Here is a 16,434-nt window from a genome sequence, read left to right as displayed (position 1 = left end):
AATCTTTTAATAATTCACATTTTATACATAAAACTTTGTTATAACAAACAAAGACACCAGTGAAGGTGTCTTTGCTCAACTATTTATTCACCATTAAGCTAATCGAAATACAATTCCATGGCCACCTTTCGGATATTCCCATTTAATATTTTGATATGGACAGCCAATTCGGCAACTTCCACATTCGTGGCAGCCCTCGTATCCTACTTGCATTCTCGTACCTTCCCACTTGTATACTTCTGCTGGGCAGAATACGGTACAGATTTTATCGGGGCATTTTGTCATACAAACATCGTGGTCAAGCACTGTTAGATGGGATTTTGTATCACACTTAAAACGCAGTAAGTACTGTTTTTCCTCGATTGTTTTCGTTGACATTATTTCACCGCCTTCCAAGCACGATAGACATCTTGAATGACTTTAAACGTTCCTTTTGTCCCAGTTACACTTCTCATGATTTGTTTTTGTTTTTCACGCTTTGGTGTTCCGTCGACCGTAAAGAACTTACTCATTGCCTGGTTCATCATTGGAATATACTCTTTAAAATACTGAGGATGATGCTCAAATGTATGGGCAGCGTCTTTATATTTTTCTAGATCCTTCATAATAAAGCTATTGTATAAAGCTTCGCGGTAACTATTTAAACTTGCCTCACTAAAATCATTTCTTTCCTTCGCACGAATGATGGCTTCAGCTGCCATTTTTCCTGATGACATAGCCATATTTGAGCCTTCTCGATGGATAGCGTTTACTAATTGTGCCGCATCTCCGACAACTACAACCCCATTACCTGCCACTTTTGGTACCGAATGATATCCTCCTTCCGGAATTAAATGTGCTAAATACTCAGCAGACTCCCCACCCGCAAGTAGTGGTTTTACCATAGCATGATTTTTCAAGTAATCTAACAAATCATACGGTTTGAGCTTTGCTTTTATCATGCTGGATAGAGTTGTACCTACGCCTATATTAATACTCTCCTTATTCGTATAAATAAAGGCTGTACCAAGGTTCCCCTTTGTTGAATCACCAAAGATTTCTATTGTACAACCTTGGTTTTCCTCTAGATTAAAGCGATCGTTAATCTTCTCTTTTGGTAGATTAATAACCTCCATTACCGTTAGAGCTACTTCATCAGGGCGAAATTCTTTATGAAAGCCAAGCTGCTTGCCTAACAGAGAGTTTACACCATCAGCCAATACGACTACATCTGCATACACATCTCCATTAGGACGATCGGTTCGAACACCTACCACTTTTCCATTTTCTACAATACACTCATTGGCTACCGTTTCATTGATGAGCAATACCCCTTGTTCCACTCCTTTTGCTGCAAACCATTGATCAAACGGTGCTCTTAATACGGTGAAATTATTATAAGGCTCCTTTCCCCACTCTAACCCTTTGTAGCCAAAGGAGACGGTAGACTCCTTATCCATCATCCAGAAGCGTTGTTCAATAACAGGTCTTTCTAATGGCGCTTCCTTCCAGAACTCAGGGATGATCTCCTCCATTTGTTTCCTGTATAATACGCCTCCCATTACATTTTTACTACCTGGATACTCCCCTCGCTCAAGTTGGAGCACCTTCAAACCATTCTTTGCACAGGTATAGGCACATGAAGTTCCTGCAGGTCCAGCACCCACAACGATTACGTCAAATTTTTCAGGCATAACTGATTTCACCACCCTTTTCTGTACGTATTACTTTAAATTGTTGGATGAGTTTCGGAAGAATTTCCATAGCATCCCCTACAATTCCATAGGTTGCGACATCAAAAATAGGAGCACTTGGATCCTTGTTAATAGCGATTATAATTTCTGAATTCTTCATACCGACTACGTGCTGAATAGCGCCTGATATACCAACTGCGAAATATATTTTAGGTGTTACTGTTTCACCAGTTTGCCCAATTTGCAAATCGTGTGGGAGCCATCCTGCTTCTACCACATCCCTCGTACCACCTACACTCGCACCAATCACTTCCGCGAGATCATATATTAATGAGAAATTTTGCTGATCTCCTAAACCCTTTCCACCGCAAACAATGATATGTGCATCCGCAAGATTGGCTCTTTTAGTTACATCTTTTACCACTTTGAGCACTTTAGTTCTCATATCTTCTTCATGCAATTCGATATCTTCTTCAATGATTACTCCTTGTCGCTCTTTATCTGGTTCAAGAGCTTTCATTACTTTCGGTCGAACCGTTGCCATTTGTGGGCGATGCTTTTTACATAAAATCGTTGCCATAATATTTCCACCAAAAGCTGGTCTACTTGCCTCCAATAATCTTTTTTCAAGATCGACATCAAGCATGGTTGTATCTGCTGTCAAACCCGTACTTAAATCGGTCGCAACTGCACTGGCAAGGTCCTTTCCATTTGGCGTGGCTCCGTATAAAAATATTTCAGGACTGTACTTTTCGGCGAGGAGTACCACGGCCTTCATATAAGATTCTGTTCGGTAATCCTCTAATACTGGATGATCAATTACATATACTTCATCCGCCCCGTATGAGATGACTTGATTACTAAGGGCTCTAACATCTTTACCTAGTAGGACTCCCCCGAGTGAAACACTTAGCTTATCAGCTAACTTTCTTCCGACTCCAAGCAGTTCTAACGAAACACCTTCAATCTCACCTTCATTTTGTTCTATGAATACCCAGACACCACGGTATTCTTTACTCATTCCAAGCACCCCCATCATCGATTATTAATGTGTATCACTTCACATAAAAAAGCTCTTTTTTCTCTTCAAGTAAGCATTTGATCAGCTCTCTTACTTGTTCATCTGAAGAGCCCTCTAAACGCTTCCCACCTTCATGCTTTGGAGGTGTAAACATTTTACCAACGATGGTAGGTGATCCCTTAAGCCCTAGCTGTGTACGGTCCACATCTTCTAAATCGTTTACCGTCCAAACAACTGGTTCGTACCTTGCAGCTTTTAACATATTAGGAAGAGGAGAATATTCAATCTCATTGATTTCTTTTTCTACAGTCAATAAACATGGCATTTGAATTTGGAGCAACTGGTAACCACCTGACAGCTTTCTCTTAACAATTACACTTTGCTCTTTTTCATTAAGCTCTGTTACTTCGATCACGTTCGTAACTGGAGGAATATCTAATCTTCTTGCAATTCCAGGTCCCACTTGCCCTGTATCTCCATCAATTGCATGCTTTCCACAAAGGACCATATCAATCGGTCTGATACTGGCGATTTTATCTAAAGCCTTTGATAATGCGTAGCTGGTTGCTAATGTATCTGCACCAGCAAATGCACGGTCAGAAATTAAATATCCCTCGTCAGCACCAATTTCCACGCTTTTTTTAATAATCGCATTTGCTTGTGGTGGACCCATTGATAAAACAGAAATATATACATCATCTTTGATGAGACGCTTCATCCGAACTGCTTCTTGAACAGCATGTGCATCGTACGGATTTAAAATAGCTGGTGCACTTCGACGATCAAGCGTATTCGTCTTAGGATTAATCTTAATGATCTTTGTGTCAGGTACCTGCTTGACACACACTACAATATGCATAAAAATCCCCTCCTTAATGACTAATGGCTAAATCACCTATATATATTTTGCAAAGCTTCGTAATAACGATATATGTATCGTTTTGCGGGCATAGTACAAACAAATTAATTGATATTTTATGTGAATAATATAATTTTGTATGCGTTTTCAAAATTGATATAATATGAGTTGAAGATTTCTTACGGAATCTTCATTTTTGTATATTTACAAATATAAATGGTGGGGGTTAACGACTATGATGGAATAACAATTATTTTTTGAAGGGAATGATACAGTACTTACCATTATAGTTACTATATTAAAAGAAATTGAATATTTTCCATATGATAAAAATCACAGATGTCATGTAAATATCATGTATGTAATTATGTGACTTCCAGATTTACCTACATAGAAACGATTTATTGTATAATAAAAAACAAGGATCAATAATAATGGAGGTGACTTAATGGAAAAACAACTTGTTCATGAAGCTATTCAAATGAATTTAGAGAACCATATACAGCACAAAAAATTACCGAAAAAGAGTATTATTAAAAGAGCCATTTTTATTTTTATTGGAGCTATTCTGATGGCTGTAGGATTAGAAATTTTCCTTATACCTAATCAGATTATGGATGGTGGAATCGTCGGGATTTCAATCATTTTGTCTCATATTACTGCTATAAATATTGGTCTAATAATCTTCATTTTAAATGTTCCATTCTTTTTCATCGGATATAAACAAATTGGAAAAACCTTCGCACTATCTACACTCTTCGCTATCACCATATTATCAATCACAACCGTATATCTTCATCCTGTTCCTGCTTTTACTGATGACATCCTGTTAGCAACCGTATTTGGAGGAATTGCCTTAGGGGCAGGTGTAGGGATCGTCATCCGTTATGGAGGTTCACTAGACGGTACAGAAATCCTTGCCATATTAATTAATAAAAAGATTCCTTTTTCTGTTGGAGAAGTGATCATGTTTTTTAATATTTTTATTTTTGGAACCGGGGGTTTTGTGTTTGGATGGGACCGAGCGATGTATTCGATTCTAGCTTATTTTATTGCTTTTAAGACCATTGATATCGTTATTGAAGGGTTAGATCAATCAAAGTCTGCATGGATCATTAGCGATAAGTATAAAGAAATTGGTGATGCGATTTTGGCCCGACTCGGACGGGGTGTCACCTTCCTAACTGGAGAAGGAGCCTATACAGGAGACGATAAAAAGGTGATCTTCTGTGTCATTACACGACTTGAAGAAGCAAAGCTCAAGCTCATTGTAGAAGATCTTGATAGTAATGCCTTTCTAGCTGTTGCAGACATTGCCGAAGTTAGAGGCGGTAGATTTAAAAAACGAGCCATCCATTAGATATAACTTACAAAAAAGGAAGGAGCGCAATCGTCTCCTTCCTTTTCTATCTATTTAAACGCATATGATGTTATTAGGCCAAACAAACATAGCTTGTTTTCTGGTAATTCTTATCTCTTTTTTGCTCTTCTTCTCTTTTGATAAGCATTGATATTCAAAAATTAGCTTATCCAGCTCCTGACTACACTCAATTGTCTCTTCCCCACCTAGACCATTTGCTTGTGCAGATTCAATCATTTTCTCTCTCATTTGTTGAATCGTGGCAAGCATTTCACTGCTATTCTGCTGCACCCCGTTAACCTCCTAATACTCCTTAAATCCCCAAATAAAAATTGATCACTTGATGAATTATTGCAAGAATTTGAATAAAAGTAAATAGAATCGCAAAATAAGACAAATTTTTCTAAATATTTCTGAATACGACAAAAAACACCCTAAAACTCCTATTACTTTTCGACAATTATCGATTTTATGCATCAAAAGTAATAAAGGCACTAGGAGTATAGACTCTAGTGCCTTGAAAACTATTTTTAAGCTTCTATTTCACTCTTTTCGTAGATTGGAACCCATCCTTCAGTTGTTACAAAAATACGGATGGCAACTACTTTTCTATCCTCTTGCAGGGTAAAATAATGTCTAACATTCGGTGGTACTGAAATAAGATCTCCAGGGTTTAAAAACACCTCAAAAAATTCACCATCTAATCCTTGGATAATAAACACTCCGTGTCCACTAACAATAAAGCGGACCTCATCGTCTGTATGGTGGTGTTCTTGTTGGAAGTTCGTTAATAATTGCTCTAGATTTGGAGTGTGTTCAGCAAGAGAAATAACGTCTTGTGCTTTGTATCCACGCTTCTCTGAAATTTCTGCAATTTCAGTTGAGAATACAGATAGGATTTCTGCTTTCTCTTCATCCGTTAAAATATATTTCTCTTGAAGATTGCTAGGCAGTTTTGTAATATCCCAGTGCTCATAGATTACCTCTTGAGATTGTAAAAACGCTGCCACTTCTTTTTGATCTCTAATCTCTTCTTTTGTACTTTGAAATACGATATGTGCCATTTTTTCATTCTCCTTTAATATTTTATTTTTTATATTCTAAAAGTCTTAGATGATAGCGAAATAAAAATTCGGATGCTTCTAGTAGTTTTTTTGCCTCGAATGCATTTTTCCCCCACACCGTTATTCCATGATTTCTGATTAACACTACGCCTTTATCCTCTTTTACATGCTCACTAAACTCCTGTGCTAATGTAGGAATATGTGCTGGATTACTGATGATTGGAATCCTAAGGACGGCATCTTCTTCCCATAAATCAAAAGCTTTAATTAGCTCTTGACCCGTGAAAGTTATTTCAGCTTGATCACCATATAATTCAGATATGATATTATTTTCAACGGTATGAACATGTAAGCTGCAACCGGCTGATGTTTTTTGATAAACTTCTACATGTAAGAGTGTTTCAGCAGAAGGCTTCAAATGCGTCTCATCTACTGGCTTTCCATTGCCATCGACAAGTAAAAAATCTTCTGACGTTCTTTTTCTCTTATCCTTACCACTTGCTGTTACAAGGAATTGTAAAGGATCGTCACTAACTTTTATGGCTAAATTCCCGCTCGTTCCCATAAACCAATCTCGAACAGCAAGCTCATCCTTCACATCAGCAAGTTCATCCCAACGTTCTGTTAACAGACTCATCCAATCAACTCCTCAACCTTCGACATATGTTTGATCACATCATAGAAATCAACAAACTCTCTATGATTCAATCCATACTCTTTTGATTTTTCTAATAAAAACTCTCTGGCAATGACAAGATCAGCCTGCTTTGCTGCTTGCAAATCTGTTACTGAATCACCAATAACGACTTTGTAGAAATCTTCTTTAAGTCCACGTATAATACTAGGTTTACAGCATCCACAATCATTTTGGCATTGCTCATCACATGCATTTGGCCAAAGAATATTGATATATTCACCACTAAAATCAGCAGCATTACAATACACTCCTGAAAAAGGGCCGTAAGCTTGTAAAATGGGATATACAAAAAAATCAATGCCACCACTAACAATATACAAGGGAATATCCTGCTCTTTCAAAAACTTCACAAAATCAGGAAATCCTTCGCGAATTTTAACATTTTCAATCGCATACTTAATGATTTCTTCTTTTTTTGAAGAAGGAAGCAAAGAGAAAAGCTTTCCCACTCCTTCTCTTATTGAAATACGCTCAGATAATATGGCGTCTTTTAGCGCTTCCCATTCGGGAGGTGCAAATCTTTTCATAATGGCAATAATGTTATCCTTCTCAGTAATCGTGCCATCAAAATCACAAAATACAGCTATTTTCTTACTCATGATGGTTTCGCCACCTCAGTAACTCCCCACAGTTCGATTGCGGTTGCAAGCTCAGGATATTGCTGTGAGTTTTCTCTCAATGGCAGACCTTTTTGACATAGCTCAATCGCTTGGCGGAAAGCAAGACCTCCACCTTTCGCTCCTGCCGGATGCCCATGAACGCCACCACCAGCATTAATGACACTATCTAAGCCAAAATCTTGTAGTAAAAGTGGAACAAGTCCAGGATGAATACCAGCTGAAGGCACTGGGAAGCTCTTATTCATAGGTTCTGATTGATCTGTTAATGCTTCAGCAATCGATAATGCTGCTTTCTTTTCCAAAGCCACCGAACCGTATGGAGATGGGAATAAAGACAAGTCGGCTCCAGCGTAACGCAACAATTTTCCAAGTAGTAGGGAATGAGAAATTCCGTATACATCAGACGAAGTGAGTGCTCCACTCACAGCTGGATGTGCCATAATCGGAAGATCGACACCCTCTTCTTCTCGTAATTCCTGAAGAACATCAAGACCATATGCAAACACATTAAATAATAGTAAGTCCGCGCCAAGTTCTTTTGCTCTCTTAGCTTTGTCAATTAATTGAGACGTACGTCCTGTCAAATTCACAGCATATAAGGTACGATGTCCTGTTTCTTCATAGACCTGTTGCAGAACTTCTCTTCCACCAGTAATTCTTTGTTCAAAAGGAGTTAATGGGTTGTCAAAAAGTATTTCATCATCTTTTACAAAATCGACTCCACCCAATGCCTGTTCGCGCAATTGGCTAAAAAGGAATGAAAGATCTCTCCCTAGAATTCCTTTAAAAATACTCATCAATAACGGACGATCATATACCCCTAGCTTCTCTCTTAGACCATTAATACCAAACTTAGGACCTGGAAAAGCCGTTTTTAACTCTTTTGAAAAATCAAGATCTAACAGCTTAATCTTCCCGTCAAGAGACAGCTTTCCAAACACCGTTGTTAAAATAGCTGGAAGATCTAGCGAAAAGTTATTTGAAGGGTAGGCGATTTTTAACACCGCTACCGTTTCATTCGTCTGTTCATCTATGTGTAATTTTTCTGTGGAAATAACTCTACCTTTATATTTTTTCAATTGTTCTTGCTCAAGCTTTTGTAATTGAGTCCATGAACCAACCGTTAAACCAAGCGCAATTTCCTCTGCTTTTTTCTCAGGGTTGTGTTTAGCGTCATGCACCAAGTACGTTGCGATGATCTCACTCATTTGCTTTCGTCCTTTCTCTCTTATACGTATAGACATAAAAAAACCTCTTCTTGTCATCAGGAAGAGGTTAGTATCGTAAACTAACATCTCCTTATCTATCAGCCTTTGCTGCAAGAATTAGCACCGTGCTTACAAACCTTGTAAGTCGGTTGCCGGGTTTCGTCGGGCTCGTCCCTCCACCTGCTCTTGATAAGAAAACGAATGTTTTCATTATGGAATTATTGTTTATACTTTCAATTGATTTTGATTATTCCAGAATTTAATTCGACTGTCAATACATTAACTAAAAATTTGGAGCTTTGATATTCTTTCAACCGCTTCTCGCAAACGCGCTTCCGAGGTTAACAGCCCCACTCGTACATAGCCTTCACCCCATGAACCAAACCCAACTCCAGGGGCAACAGCAATATGTGCTTTTTCTAGTAATAGATCTGAAAATTGTTCCGATGTATAACCGGTAGGAACCTTTAGCCATGCAAAAAATGACCCCTCCGGAGCTACTACATTCCAACCTAATTCTTGAAGTCCTCCGATAAACACGTTTCTTCTAGATTCGTACAATACATTTAACTCTCGTACACAACTTTGAGACTCAGTTAATGCTGCAACTGCCGCTTCTTGGACAGCTCCAAAAAGACTTACATATAAATGGTCTTGCAACAAATTAAGAGCTGAAATGACACTTTCATTTCCAACCGCAAAGCCTACTCTCCAACCAGCCATATTATACGTCTTAGATAACGTATAAATTTCAATCCCGACGTCTTTTGCACCCTCTGTTTGTAGGAAACTAATCGGTTTATGACCATTAAAGCCTATCGCTCCATATGCAAAATCATGAACAACACAAATCTCGTGCTCTTTGGCAAGCGCGACTGTATCCTCGAAAAAATTAGCATTTGCTATTGCGCCTGTCGGGTTATTCGGATAATTTAAGAACATGAGCTTTGCCTTTTCTAGCTCGCTATCTGATAGAGCCGTATAATCAGGAAGAAAATGATTTTCTTCTTTCAATGGCATGGTTATCATTTCTGCTTGTGCTAGAGCTACCCCCGACCAATAGTCAGGATAACCCGGATCAGGGACGAGAACATGTTCACCTGGATTTAATAGGCATTGTGGGATTTCAACAAGCCCAGCTTTTCCTCCAAAAAGGATGGCAACTTCTTTTTCTGGATTGATATCTACGTTATATTCTCTTTTATAAAATGTCGCAGCCGCCTCTTTTAATGACGCGAAGCCTTGGAAGGGAGAGTATTTGTGATTATTCGGATTCTCTGCAGCCACTTGCAGGGCTTTTACGATATGTGAAGCTGTCGGTTGATCAGGGTTTCCCTGACCCAGGTTTATCACATCATGACCATCTCTGATCTGCTTATTTACTTTTGCTACAAGTGAAGCGAAGAATTGTTTAGGTAAGCTTTTTAATAATTTTGATTGAGGATATATCATCATTTTTCCACCTACTTTATATTTTCGGGCAATTGGCAATGTTTATATTGAAAAACTAGTCACAAATGTATATCGTAAATGACAACTTGTAAAGTATTTTTACTAATTTTTTTTAGAAAAGGTGGTTTCTTATGAGAGTTTCTTGTATTCAGATGGACATAAGCTTTGGAAATGTAGAAGAAAACTTTCAAAAAGCGGAAAGATTAATAGAGTCAGCCATGGCTGAAAAACCTGACTTAGTCATCCTTCCAGAACTGTGGACGACAGGCTATGACTTAACCCGACTCGATGTTCTTGCAGATGTGGAAGCAAAAAAGAGCATTGAATTTTTGCAAAAATTAGCTAAACAACATCGTGTGCATATTGTTGGTGGCTCTGTTGCTTCTCAAGAAAACAACGGTGTGTATAACAAATTGCTTGTCATAAATAACGAAGGTGAACTTGTTTCCACATACAGCAAAGCGCATCTTTTTAAACTAATGAACGAGCATGAACATCTTCAATCTGGAAGTACAAAAGGCATATTTGCGCTCGACAATCACATATTTGCAGGATTGATATGCTATGATATTCGCTTTCCTGAATGGATTCGGGCTCATACGACAGAAGGAGCGGAGACCATCGTGGTGGTTGCTGAGTGGCCTCTCCCTCGTTTGAACCATTGGAGATCTTTATTAATTGCTAGAGCGATTGAAAATCAATGTTTTGTCATAGCATGTAATCGTTCTGGCTCAGATCCAGACAATGTGTTTGCTGGTCATTCTTTGATTATTAATCCTTGGGGGGAAGTAATTGCAGAGGGAGACGAATATGAATCCATTGTTACTGGACTAATTGATTTAGCAGAAGTGAAGAAAGTCCGTAACATGATTCCGATATTTTCAGACCGCCGGACAGACTTATATTAAAAACTATTGACAACTTTAACACTATGCTGATATGATTCTCATCAGTAAATATTAACTGAAAATTACATCTCTTATCAAGAGTAGGCAGAGGGATTTGGCCCGATGAAGCCCAGCAACCGACCGTAATTCCATTGTGAAATGGGGCGCTATCAGTTTAGCGCCGGATAATATCCGTAAGGCACGGTGCTAATTCCAACAGAAAGAAATTTCCTTTCTGGTAGATAAGAGGTTTGTTGACTACAGCCTCAAACCTCTTTCTAGCAGAAAGAGGTTTTTTTATGCAATAGGAGGATAATCATTATGTCAACAGTAGTACAAGAAACTTATCAACCATTAACAGAAGAAACAGCCATCTCACTAGCAAAAGAGAGAAATTTATTCTCCGAAAATAGTACTCTATCGTGTACAGAAATAGGAGATGGAAATTTAAATTTAGTTTTTCATATTAAAGATCAAGATCAAAAAGGCATCATTATAAAACAAGCTCTTCCATATGCAAAAGTAGTAGGAGAATCATGGCCCCTCACTTTAAAACGAGCAACGATAGAAGCAGAAGCATTAAAACTATTTAAAAAGCACGCTCCTGAATTTGTTCCTGAAGTGTATTATACGAACGAAGTGTTAGCAATAACGATTATGGAAGATTTATCTCATTTAACTATCGCTAGAAAAGGGTTAATTGATGGAAACGAGTATCCCCTGCTTGCAAGTCATCTTGGAACATACTTAGCCAATACAACTTTTTTCACATCGGAGTTTGGTTTGGATAAGGGTCAAAAGAAAGAGCTTGTTAGAAAATTTATTAACCCAGAATTATGTAAAATTACTGAGGACCTCATTTTCTCAGATCCTTACTTTGATGCAGAGACAAATGATTTTGAACCACAGCTTACTTCAACAGTTGAAAAACTATGGAAGGATACAGATTTAAAACTTCAAGTAGCGTTACTGAGAAAAAGCTTTTTAACCGAAGCTGAAGCACTTTTACATGGTGATCTTCATACAGGCAGCTTATTTGTGTCGAAGGAAGAAACAAAAGTAATTGACCCAGAATTTGCATACTTTGGTCCTGTAGGTTTTGATATTGGTCAAGTAATTGCAAATTTATTGTTCCAAGCTATTGCCTTCGAAGAAAAATCACATGCGGTATACTCACATGTAAGAACGTTCTGGAATGTGTATGAAAATCAATTTTCAGTCCTATGGGAACAAGACAATTTAGAACCATTTGCCCGTATTGACGGTTTCCTTTCTTCTACTCTACAAAAATACTTTCAGGATGCGGTTGGATTTGCTGGGTGTGAACTTATAAGAAGAACAATCGGTCTTGCCCATGTTGCGGACTTGGATGGTCTTTCGGATGAAAAGGAACGAATTGCAGCGAAAGAAAAATCTTTAGCGTTAGGTAGAACATTAATTCTTAAGCGTAATGAATTCACATCCATTGAAGAGTTAGTTACATTTTTACACACAAAAAAATACGAGTAGAAGGAATTCTCTACTCGTATTCTTACTATTGTTTAAAGCCAGCTCCTTCTAGTGTAAGGAGCTTCTCCTTTATATCTGTACGTGTTCCTGCATAGCCAGTTAGCTTTTTATTTTTCCCAATAACTCTATGACATGGAATAATAATAGGTAGACGGTTCGCTTTATTCGCCTGTCCGATCGCACGAACGGCTTTACTATTCCCTATCTTTTCTGCTACTTCCTGATAGCTGTATGTTGTTCCAAATGGAATCGAGTGTAGGACCTTCCAAACAGAGCATTGAAACTCAGTTCCTTCCATCTGAAGTGGTAAATCAAAGCCCTTTCTTCTCTTTGAAAAGTAGTCCTCCATTTGCTGCACCGCTTCTTGTACCAGTTCATTTTCAAGTGAAAGGATCAACTGATGACCATTTTCGTGCTTCAGAAAATCCTCTTCTCCAATATGAACGGCCGATACTAGTTCATTTTCTATTACTATATAAATGGTGCCTAACTCCGATTCAACCGTTCCATACAATCTACTCATAAATGATTCCACCTTTATTTTCCGACTGGTAAATATACATGAAATACCGTCCCTTTTCCAACTTCACTTTCAACTTTAATCGTCCCCTCGTGCTCTTCTATAATCCGATAAGAAACCATAAGACCTAGGCCTGTTCCCCTCTCTTTGGTCGTATAGAACGGCTGACCAAGCTTTTTCAGTTTTTCCTCCGGTATTCCATAGCCTTCATCCTTTATGGAAATATGTATCCGATCATCAGTTGTTTGATTCATTGAAATCGTAATATATCCGCCGCTCGGCATAACTTCTATGCCATTTTTAATCATGTTAATAAAGACCTTTTTCAGCTGATTAGGTTCACAGATTAATGTTGGTAAATCATCATCGTAATGAAGAAGGAACTGAACATTGTACAAAACAGCTTGTGCACTTAATAGATTGACCGTTTCTGACATAATCTGAGTAATACTATGATCCACAAATTTGATCGCTTGTGGTTTTGCTAATATTAAAAATTCATTTATAATCGCATCAATGCGATTCAGTTCGGTTGAGATCACATCAAAGTACATGGAATGCTTTCCTTCACTAGAGTCCTCTAAAAGCTGAATAAAACCTTTCAACGCAGTCATTGGATTACGAATTTCATGGGCAACTCCAGCTGCCAACTGACCGATTACACTAAGGGTATCAGATTTATGAAGATTCGCCTCCATTTCAAGCTTTTCCGTAACATCCCTGAAGGTTGTTAAACTTAGGTTACTTACTACATTTTGCTTCGTAGAATACTCATAATGCAAAGTCTTCCCACTTCTTGTCGTTAATGTTAACGTACCTGTTGCATGACCTTCAAGCATGAGATTTTTCATAACTTCATTTAACTCTTCATCCGGAAAATGACAATTGATCAGTAAATCACGCATTGTTTTTCCGACAACAACATATTTATTTGCTTTCAAGTATTTTTCACCGGCAGGATTCACATCAATAATTCTTTGATTTTCATCCCATAATAACATTCCGTCAAGAGAACCTTCAAAAATTTTCCGGAATTTTTGCTCACTCTCTCTTAACTTTTTTTCCATTTGATATCGTTCAGTCACATTTCTAAAAATGGTCATATGATATCCATCAACGACAAAAAGCTTGGTTGAAAACTCCAGATATTTCATTTGACCATTGTACATTTGAAATAGTAATTCGTCTCGAATGGAACCCCTTCTGTTTAAGTCCTGTATGATGGTATGATATTTTTCATCTTTTTCGTACACAAAAGCATCAATTGGATATTGCTTTAATATATCAAGGCTACATTCAAATAAGCGACAAGCTGCATCGTTTGCGTCAATGATACTCATATTTTCATTCCAAAATATAATCGCATCAAGAGATTCTATAAAAAATGATTTAAATAGATCCTCAATTGGGATCTCTATATTATTTTTATTCATTTGATTGATTCGCATATTCTCCATACCTATACTTGAAAGGAACGTATTCACGGTATCTCTCCCTTAAAAAGGACTTCTTAATTATGAATTCTACACTATTCCTAAAACTCCTCTATAGGAAAAAAGAACGCTTTCTGATGAATGCGTTCTTTTTCATTTTTTCACAGTTCTATATCTTAAAATTAGAAACCATCGCATTTAACTGGTCTGCAAGTTCAGATAATGATTGGATATTGTCTGATATCCCTTCCATAGACTCGTTCGTTTGAAGTACGGAGGCGCTTGTTTCTTCAATTCCTGCTGCCGATTCTTGTGAAACAGACACTATTGATTCAATAGACTTATTCATATATATCGTTTGTGAGGAAATTTCATCCAAGCTCGTAGATATCTCTTTAACATGTGTGGACATCTCATTCACCGAATGATAAATTCGATTAAACGTCTCACCAGTAACATTAATTTGCTGTGTACCTCTCTCCACTTGATCATACCCGTCCTTTAAGGAGTTCACCACGTCATTTGATTCCACTTGAATGCCATTCGCGATATTAGTAATATCTCCTACTGAAAAAGTTACTTGTTCTGCTAATTTACGAACCTCATCTGCAACAACTGCAAACCCTCTTCCATGTTCGCCTGCCCTCGCCGCCTCAATGGCTGCATTTAATGCTAGTAGATTGGTTTGCGATGCAATATCTTGTATTACTTTCACAAGCGAGTTAATCTTCTTTGTTCTCTCATTTAATCCTTGAACCTTTTCCACAGAAGATTTCATAATCTCATTAATCGTCTTCATCTGTGCCTGAGATTTCTGCATTAAATCATGACCTTGATTGGTCAAGCTTAGTACATGATTAGAGGAATCTTTTATCACTGTCCCACTATTGGTTGCCTGATCTACCTTTGTTAAGTAAACATCCATCATTTCTGCCAGCGTTGAAGAAGAGTGTGCTTGCTCTTCGGCTCCTGCAGATAATTCCTCCATAGTAGAGGCCACCTGCTGGCTAGCTGCCTTTACTTCCAAAGAAGCAAGTGTTAATTCACCACTCCTGTCATTTACCGCCGAAGAAACAGCACTAATCTCTTGAATCATGGATTGTAGCTGGTTTTTCATCGTGTCTATCGCTTTACTTAAATCTGTAATTTCATCTTTGTCACTTGTCTGAATCAATTCAACATCTAGATTTCCATTTGAAATTTCATTTGCAACTTCCACTATTGAATTTAATCTACTTGAGATTGCTCTTGATACAAGAAGAATAGTAATAACACCTATTGCAGCAGATACGATAATAGAAATAACTAGCACCACCAACACAGTGGTTAAACTAGCTTTTGCAGTTGAAACTGAATTGGAGGATTCCTTTTTTAATTCTTCCGAAAGATCATTAAGTCTTACGACTGTCTCATAAACAATATTATCTACCTGCAACTTACCAAGACGGTACTTATACTCGTTCCCTGCTTTCAGTTCGGTAACAATTACATCGGTAAAAAGATCGGTGATTTTCTGATCATTTTTATCAATTTCTGAGAAGATTGTTTGGGTTTTTTCTGATTGTAAAGCTGGTTGAATTTCTTTTTTTAGATGATCAAATTCCTTTGATATCTCGTTAAACTGATCAACATGTCTAGTTTTTGTATCAACTATGTAAGTACCAATCATGCTGTTCTTTTGATGAAAAATAGCACTAGCTTCAGAGATCATGACTGCCTTTTCGCCAGATGCCTTTACATTCTCCATTTGTTTGTTTGCTAATGTTAAAAGGGTAAATGATATGGTTGTTGAGGCAGTAAACAAAATAAGCATTAACACAAGAGCTGCTCCGTATTTTTGCCCTAGTCTTAATGAATCCCACCTACTTTTAAGAGGAAATCTTGAAGGAAATTGAAAACTATATCTATTCCTATTATTACTTGATGTCCTTTTTCGCTTTAATAAACTTAAGAGTCGATTTTTTACCCTAAACATGTTTTACTCCCCCGTTTGTCCTGTTCTTGTTAGACAATCTTACAAGTCTATTTTCCTATATATAGTTACTTTTACTCATTATAATAAAGAAATTTTGAATTTGAAATACAAATTGTAAAAATATTTCGAACCTAAAAGTAAAAGGAGCAAAGTAGT

Annotated in this window: 16 protein-coding genes and 2 riboswitches; of the genes, 3 read left to right on the top strand and 13 right to left on the bottom strand. The window is 37.5% G+C overall.

The features are described from left to right. Positions 1-93: 93 nt before the first annotated feature. Genes ACVBAX_RS04585 through ACVBAX_RS04570 form a run of 4 tightly spaced genes read right to left on the bottom strand, consistent with a single transcriptional unit; the run spans position 94 to position 3,553 of the window. Positions 94-378 (bottom strand): ferredoxin family protein, encoded by a 285-nt coding sequence (locus ACVBAX_RS04585; RefSeq protein ID WP_066058155.1) that lies wholly within the window; start codon positions 376-378, stop codon positions 94-96. Next, positions 378-1,673: an FAD-dependent oxidoreductase gene (locus tag ACVBAX_RS04580; RefSeq protein WP_447116072.1), complete on the bottom strand. Its 1,296-nt coding sequence runs from the start codon at positions 1,671-1,673 to the stop codon at positions 378-380. The genes ACVBAX_RS04585 and ACVBAX_RS04580 overlap by 1 nt, the downstream gene beginning before the upstream one ends. After that, entirely contained in the window at positions 1,666-2,694 is a 1,029-nt protein-coding gene (locus tag ACVBAX_RS04575; RefSeq protein WP_447116071.1) for an electron transfer flavoprotein subunit alpha/FixB family protein, read from the bottom strand. Before ACVBAX_RS04575 ends, ACVBAX_RS04580 begins: the two co-directional genes overlap by 8 nt. Positions 2,695-2,728: 34 nt before the next feature. After that, complete coding sequence (locus ACVBAX_RS04570) at positions 2,729-3,553, bottom strand: electron transfer flavoprotein subunit beta/FixA family protein (RefSeq protein ID WP_430773725.1); 825 nt, start codon at positions 3,551-3,553, stop codon at positions 2,729-2,731. 481 nt (positions 3,554-4,034) lie between these two features. On the opposite strand from ACVBAX_RS04570, the gene ACVBAX_RS04565 reads away from it, so the two are divergent. Next, positions 4,035-4,913, top strand: coding sequence for a YitT family protein (locus ACVBAX_RS04565; RefSeq protein ID WP_447116485.1), 879 nt, complete (start codon positions 4,035-4,037; stop codon positions 4,911-4,913). A 54-nt stretch (positions 4,914-4,967) separates the two neighbouring features. On the opposite strand, the gene ACVBAX_RS04560 is transcribed toward ACVBAX_RS04565, so the two are convergent. The 6 genes from ACVBAX_RS04560 to ACVBAX_RS04535 form a co-directional block, all read right to left on the bottom strand. Further along, positions 4,968-5,204: a Spo0E family sporulation regulatory protein-aspartic acid phosphatase gene (locus ACVBAX_RS04560; RefSeq protein ID WP_430773724.1), complete on the bottom strand. Its 237-nt coding sequence runs from the start codon at positions 5,202-5,204 to the stop codon at positions 4,968-4,970. A gap of 239 nt (positions 5,205-5,443) precedes the next feature. Then, complete coding sequence (locus ACVBAX_RS04555) at positions 5,444-5,977, bottom strand: 1,2-dihydroxy-3-keto-5-methylthiopentene dioxygenase (protein ID WP_447116070.1); 534 nt, start codon at positions 5,975-5,977, stop codon at positions 5,444-5,446. Positions 5,978-5,999: 22 nt separating this feature from the next. Next, positions 6,000-6,614: a methylthioribulose 1-phosphate dehydratase gene (locus ACVBAX_RS04550; protein ID WP_447116069.1), complete on the bottom strand. Its 615-nt coding sequence runs from the start codon at positions 6,612-6,614 to the stop codon at positions 6,000-6,002. Further along, a complete protein-coding gene (locus ACVBAX_RS04545; protein WP_447116068.1) occupies positions 6,611-7,273 on the bottom strand; it encodes a 2-hydroxy-3-keto-5-methylthiopentenyl-1-phosphate phosphatase in 663 nt (220 codons plus the stop codon). The genes ACVBAX_RS04550 and ACVBAX_RS04545 overlap by 4 nt, the downstream gene beginning before the upstream one ends. After that, positions 7,270-8,502, bottom strand: coding sequence for a 2,3-diketo-5-methylthiopentyl-1-phosphate enolase (locus tag ACVBAX_RS04540; RefSeq protein ID WP_447116484.1), 1,233 nt, complete (start codon positions 8,500-8,502; stop codon positions 7,270-7,272). The genes ACVBAX_RS04545 and ACVBAX_RS04540 overlap by 4 nt, the downstream gene beginning before the upstream one ends. Positions 8,503-8,590: 88 nt before the next feature. After that, positions 8,591-8,698, bottom strand: a riboswitch (SAM riboswitch). Positions 8,699-8,781: 83 nt separating this feature from the next. Next, entirely contained in the window at positions 8,782-9,957 is a 1,176-nt protein-coding gene (locus ACVBAX_RS04535; RefSeq protein WP_447116067.1) for an aminotransferase class I/II-fold pyridoxal phosphate-dependent enzyme, read from the bottom strand. 128 nt (positions 9,958-10,085) lie between these two features. On the opposite strand from ACVBAX_RS04535, the gene ACVBAX_RS04530 reads away from it, so the two are divergent. Continuing rightward, positions 10,086-10,862 (top strand): carbon-nitrogen family hydrolase, encoded by a 777-nt coding sequence (locus ACVBAX_RS04530; RefSeq protein WP_447116066.1) that lies wholly within the window; start codon positions 10,086-10,088, stop codon positions 10,860-10,862. Positions 10,863-10,930: 68 nt separating this feature from the next. Beyond that, a riboswitch (SAM riboswitch) is annotated at positions 10,931-11,090 on the top strand. A gap of 72 nt (positions 11,091-11,162) precedes the next feature. Continuing rightward, a complete protein-coding gene (gene mtnK, locus ACVBAX_RS04525) occupies positions 11,163-12,350 on the top strand; it encodes an S-methyl-5-thioribose kinase (protein WP_447116065.1) in 1,188 nt (395 codons plus the stop codon). A 25-nt stretch (positions 12,351-12,375) separates the two neighbouring features. Here mtnK and ACVBAX_RS04520 read toward each other — a convergent pair whose 3' ends face one another. From ACVBAX_RS04520 to ACVBAX_RS04510, 3 genes are all read right to left on the bottom strand, one after another. Then, the gene (locus ACVBAX_RS04520; RefSeq protein ID WP_447116064.1) at positions 12,376-12,873 is read right to left on the bottom strand and encodes a methylated-DNA--[protein]-cysteine S-methyltransferase; all 498 of its coding nucleotides are present in this window, start codon (positions 12,871-12,873) and stop codon (positions 12,376-12,378) included. 14 nt (positions 12,874-12,887) lie between these two features. Further along, positions 12,888-14,333 (bottom strand): PAS domain-containing sensor histidine kinase, encoded by a 1,446-nt coding sequence (locus ACVBAX_RS04515; RefSeq protein ID WP_447116483.1) that lies wholly within the window; start codon positions 14,331-14,333, stop codon positions 12,888-12,890. Between the two features lie 139 nt (positions 14,334-14,472). Continuing rightward, a complete protein-coding gene (locus ACVBAX_RS04510) occupies positions 14,473-16,116 on the bottom strand; it encodes a methyl-accepting chemotaxis protein (protein WP_447116482.1) in 1,644 nt (547 codons plus the stop codon). Positions 16,117-16,434: the final 318 nt, after the last annotated feature.

The organism is Robertmurraya sp. GLU-23, assembly GCF_052983275.1.
Note: the sequence above shows the minus strand (reverse complement) of the source record. Positions and strands in the feature narration are given on the sequence as shown.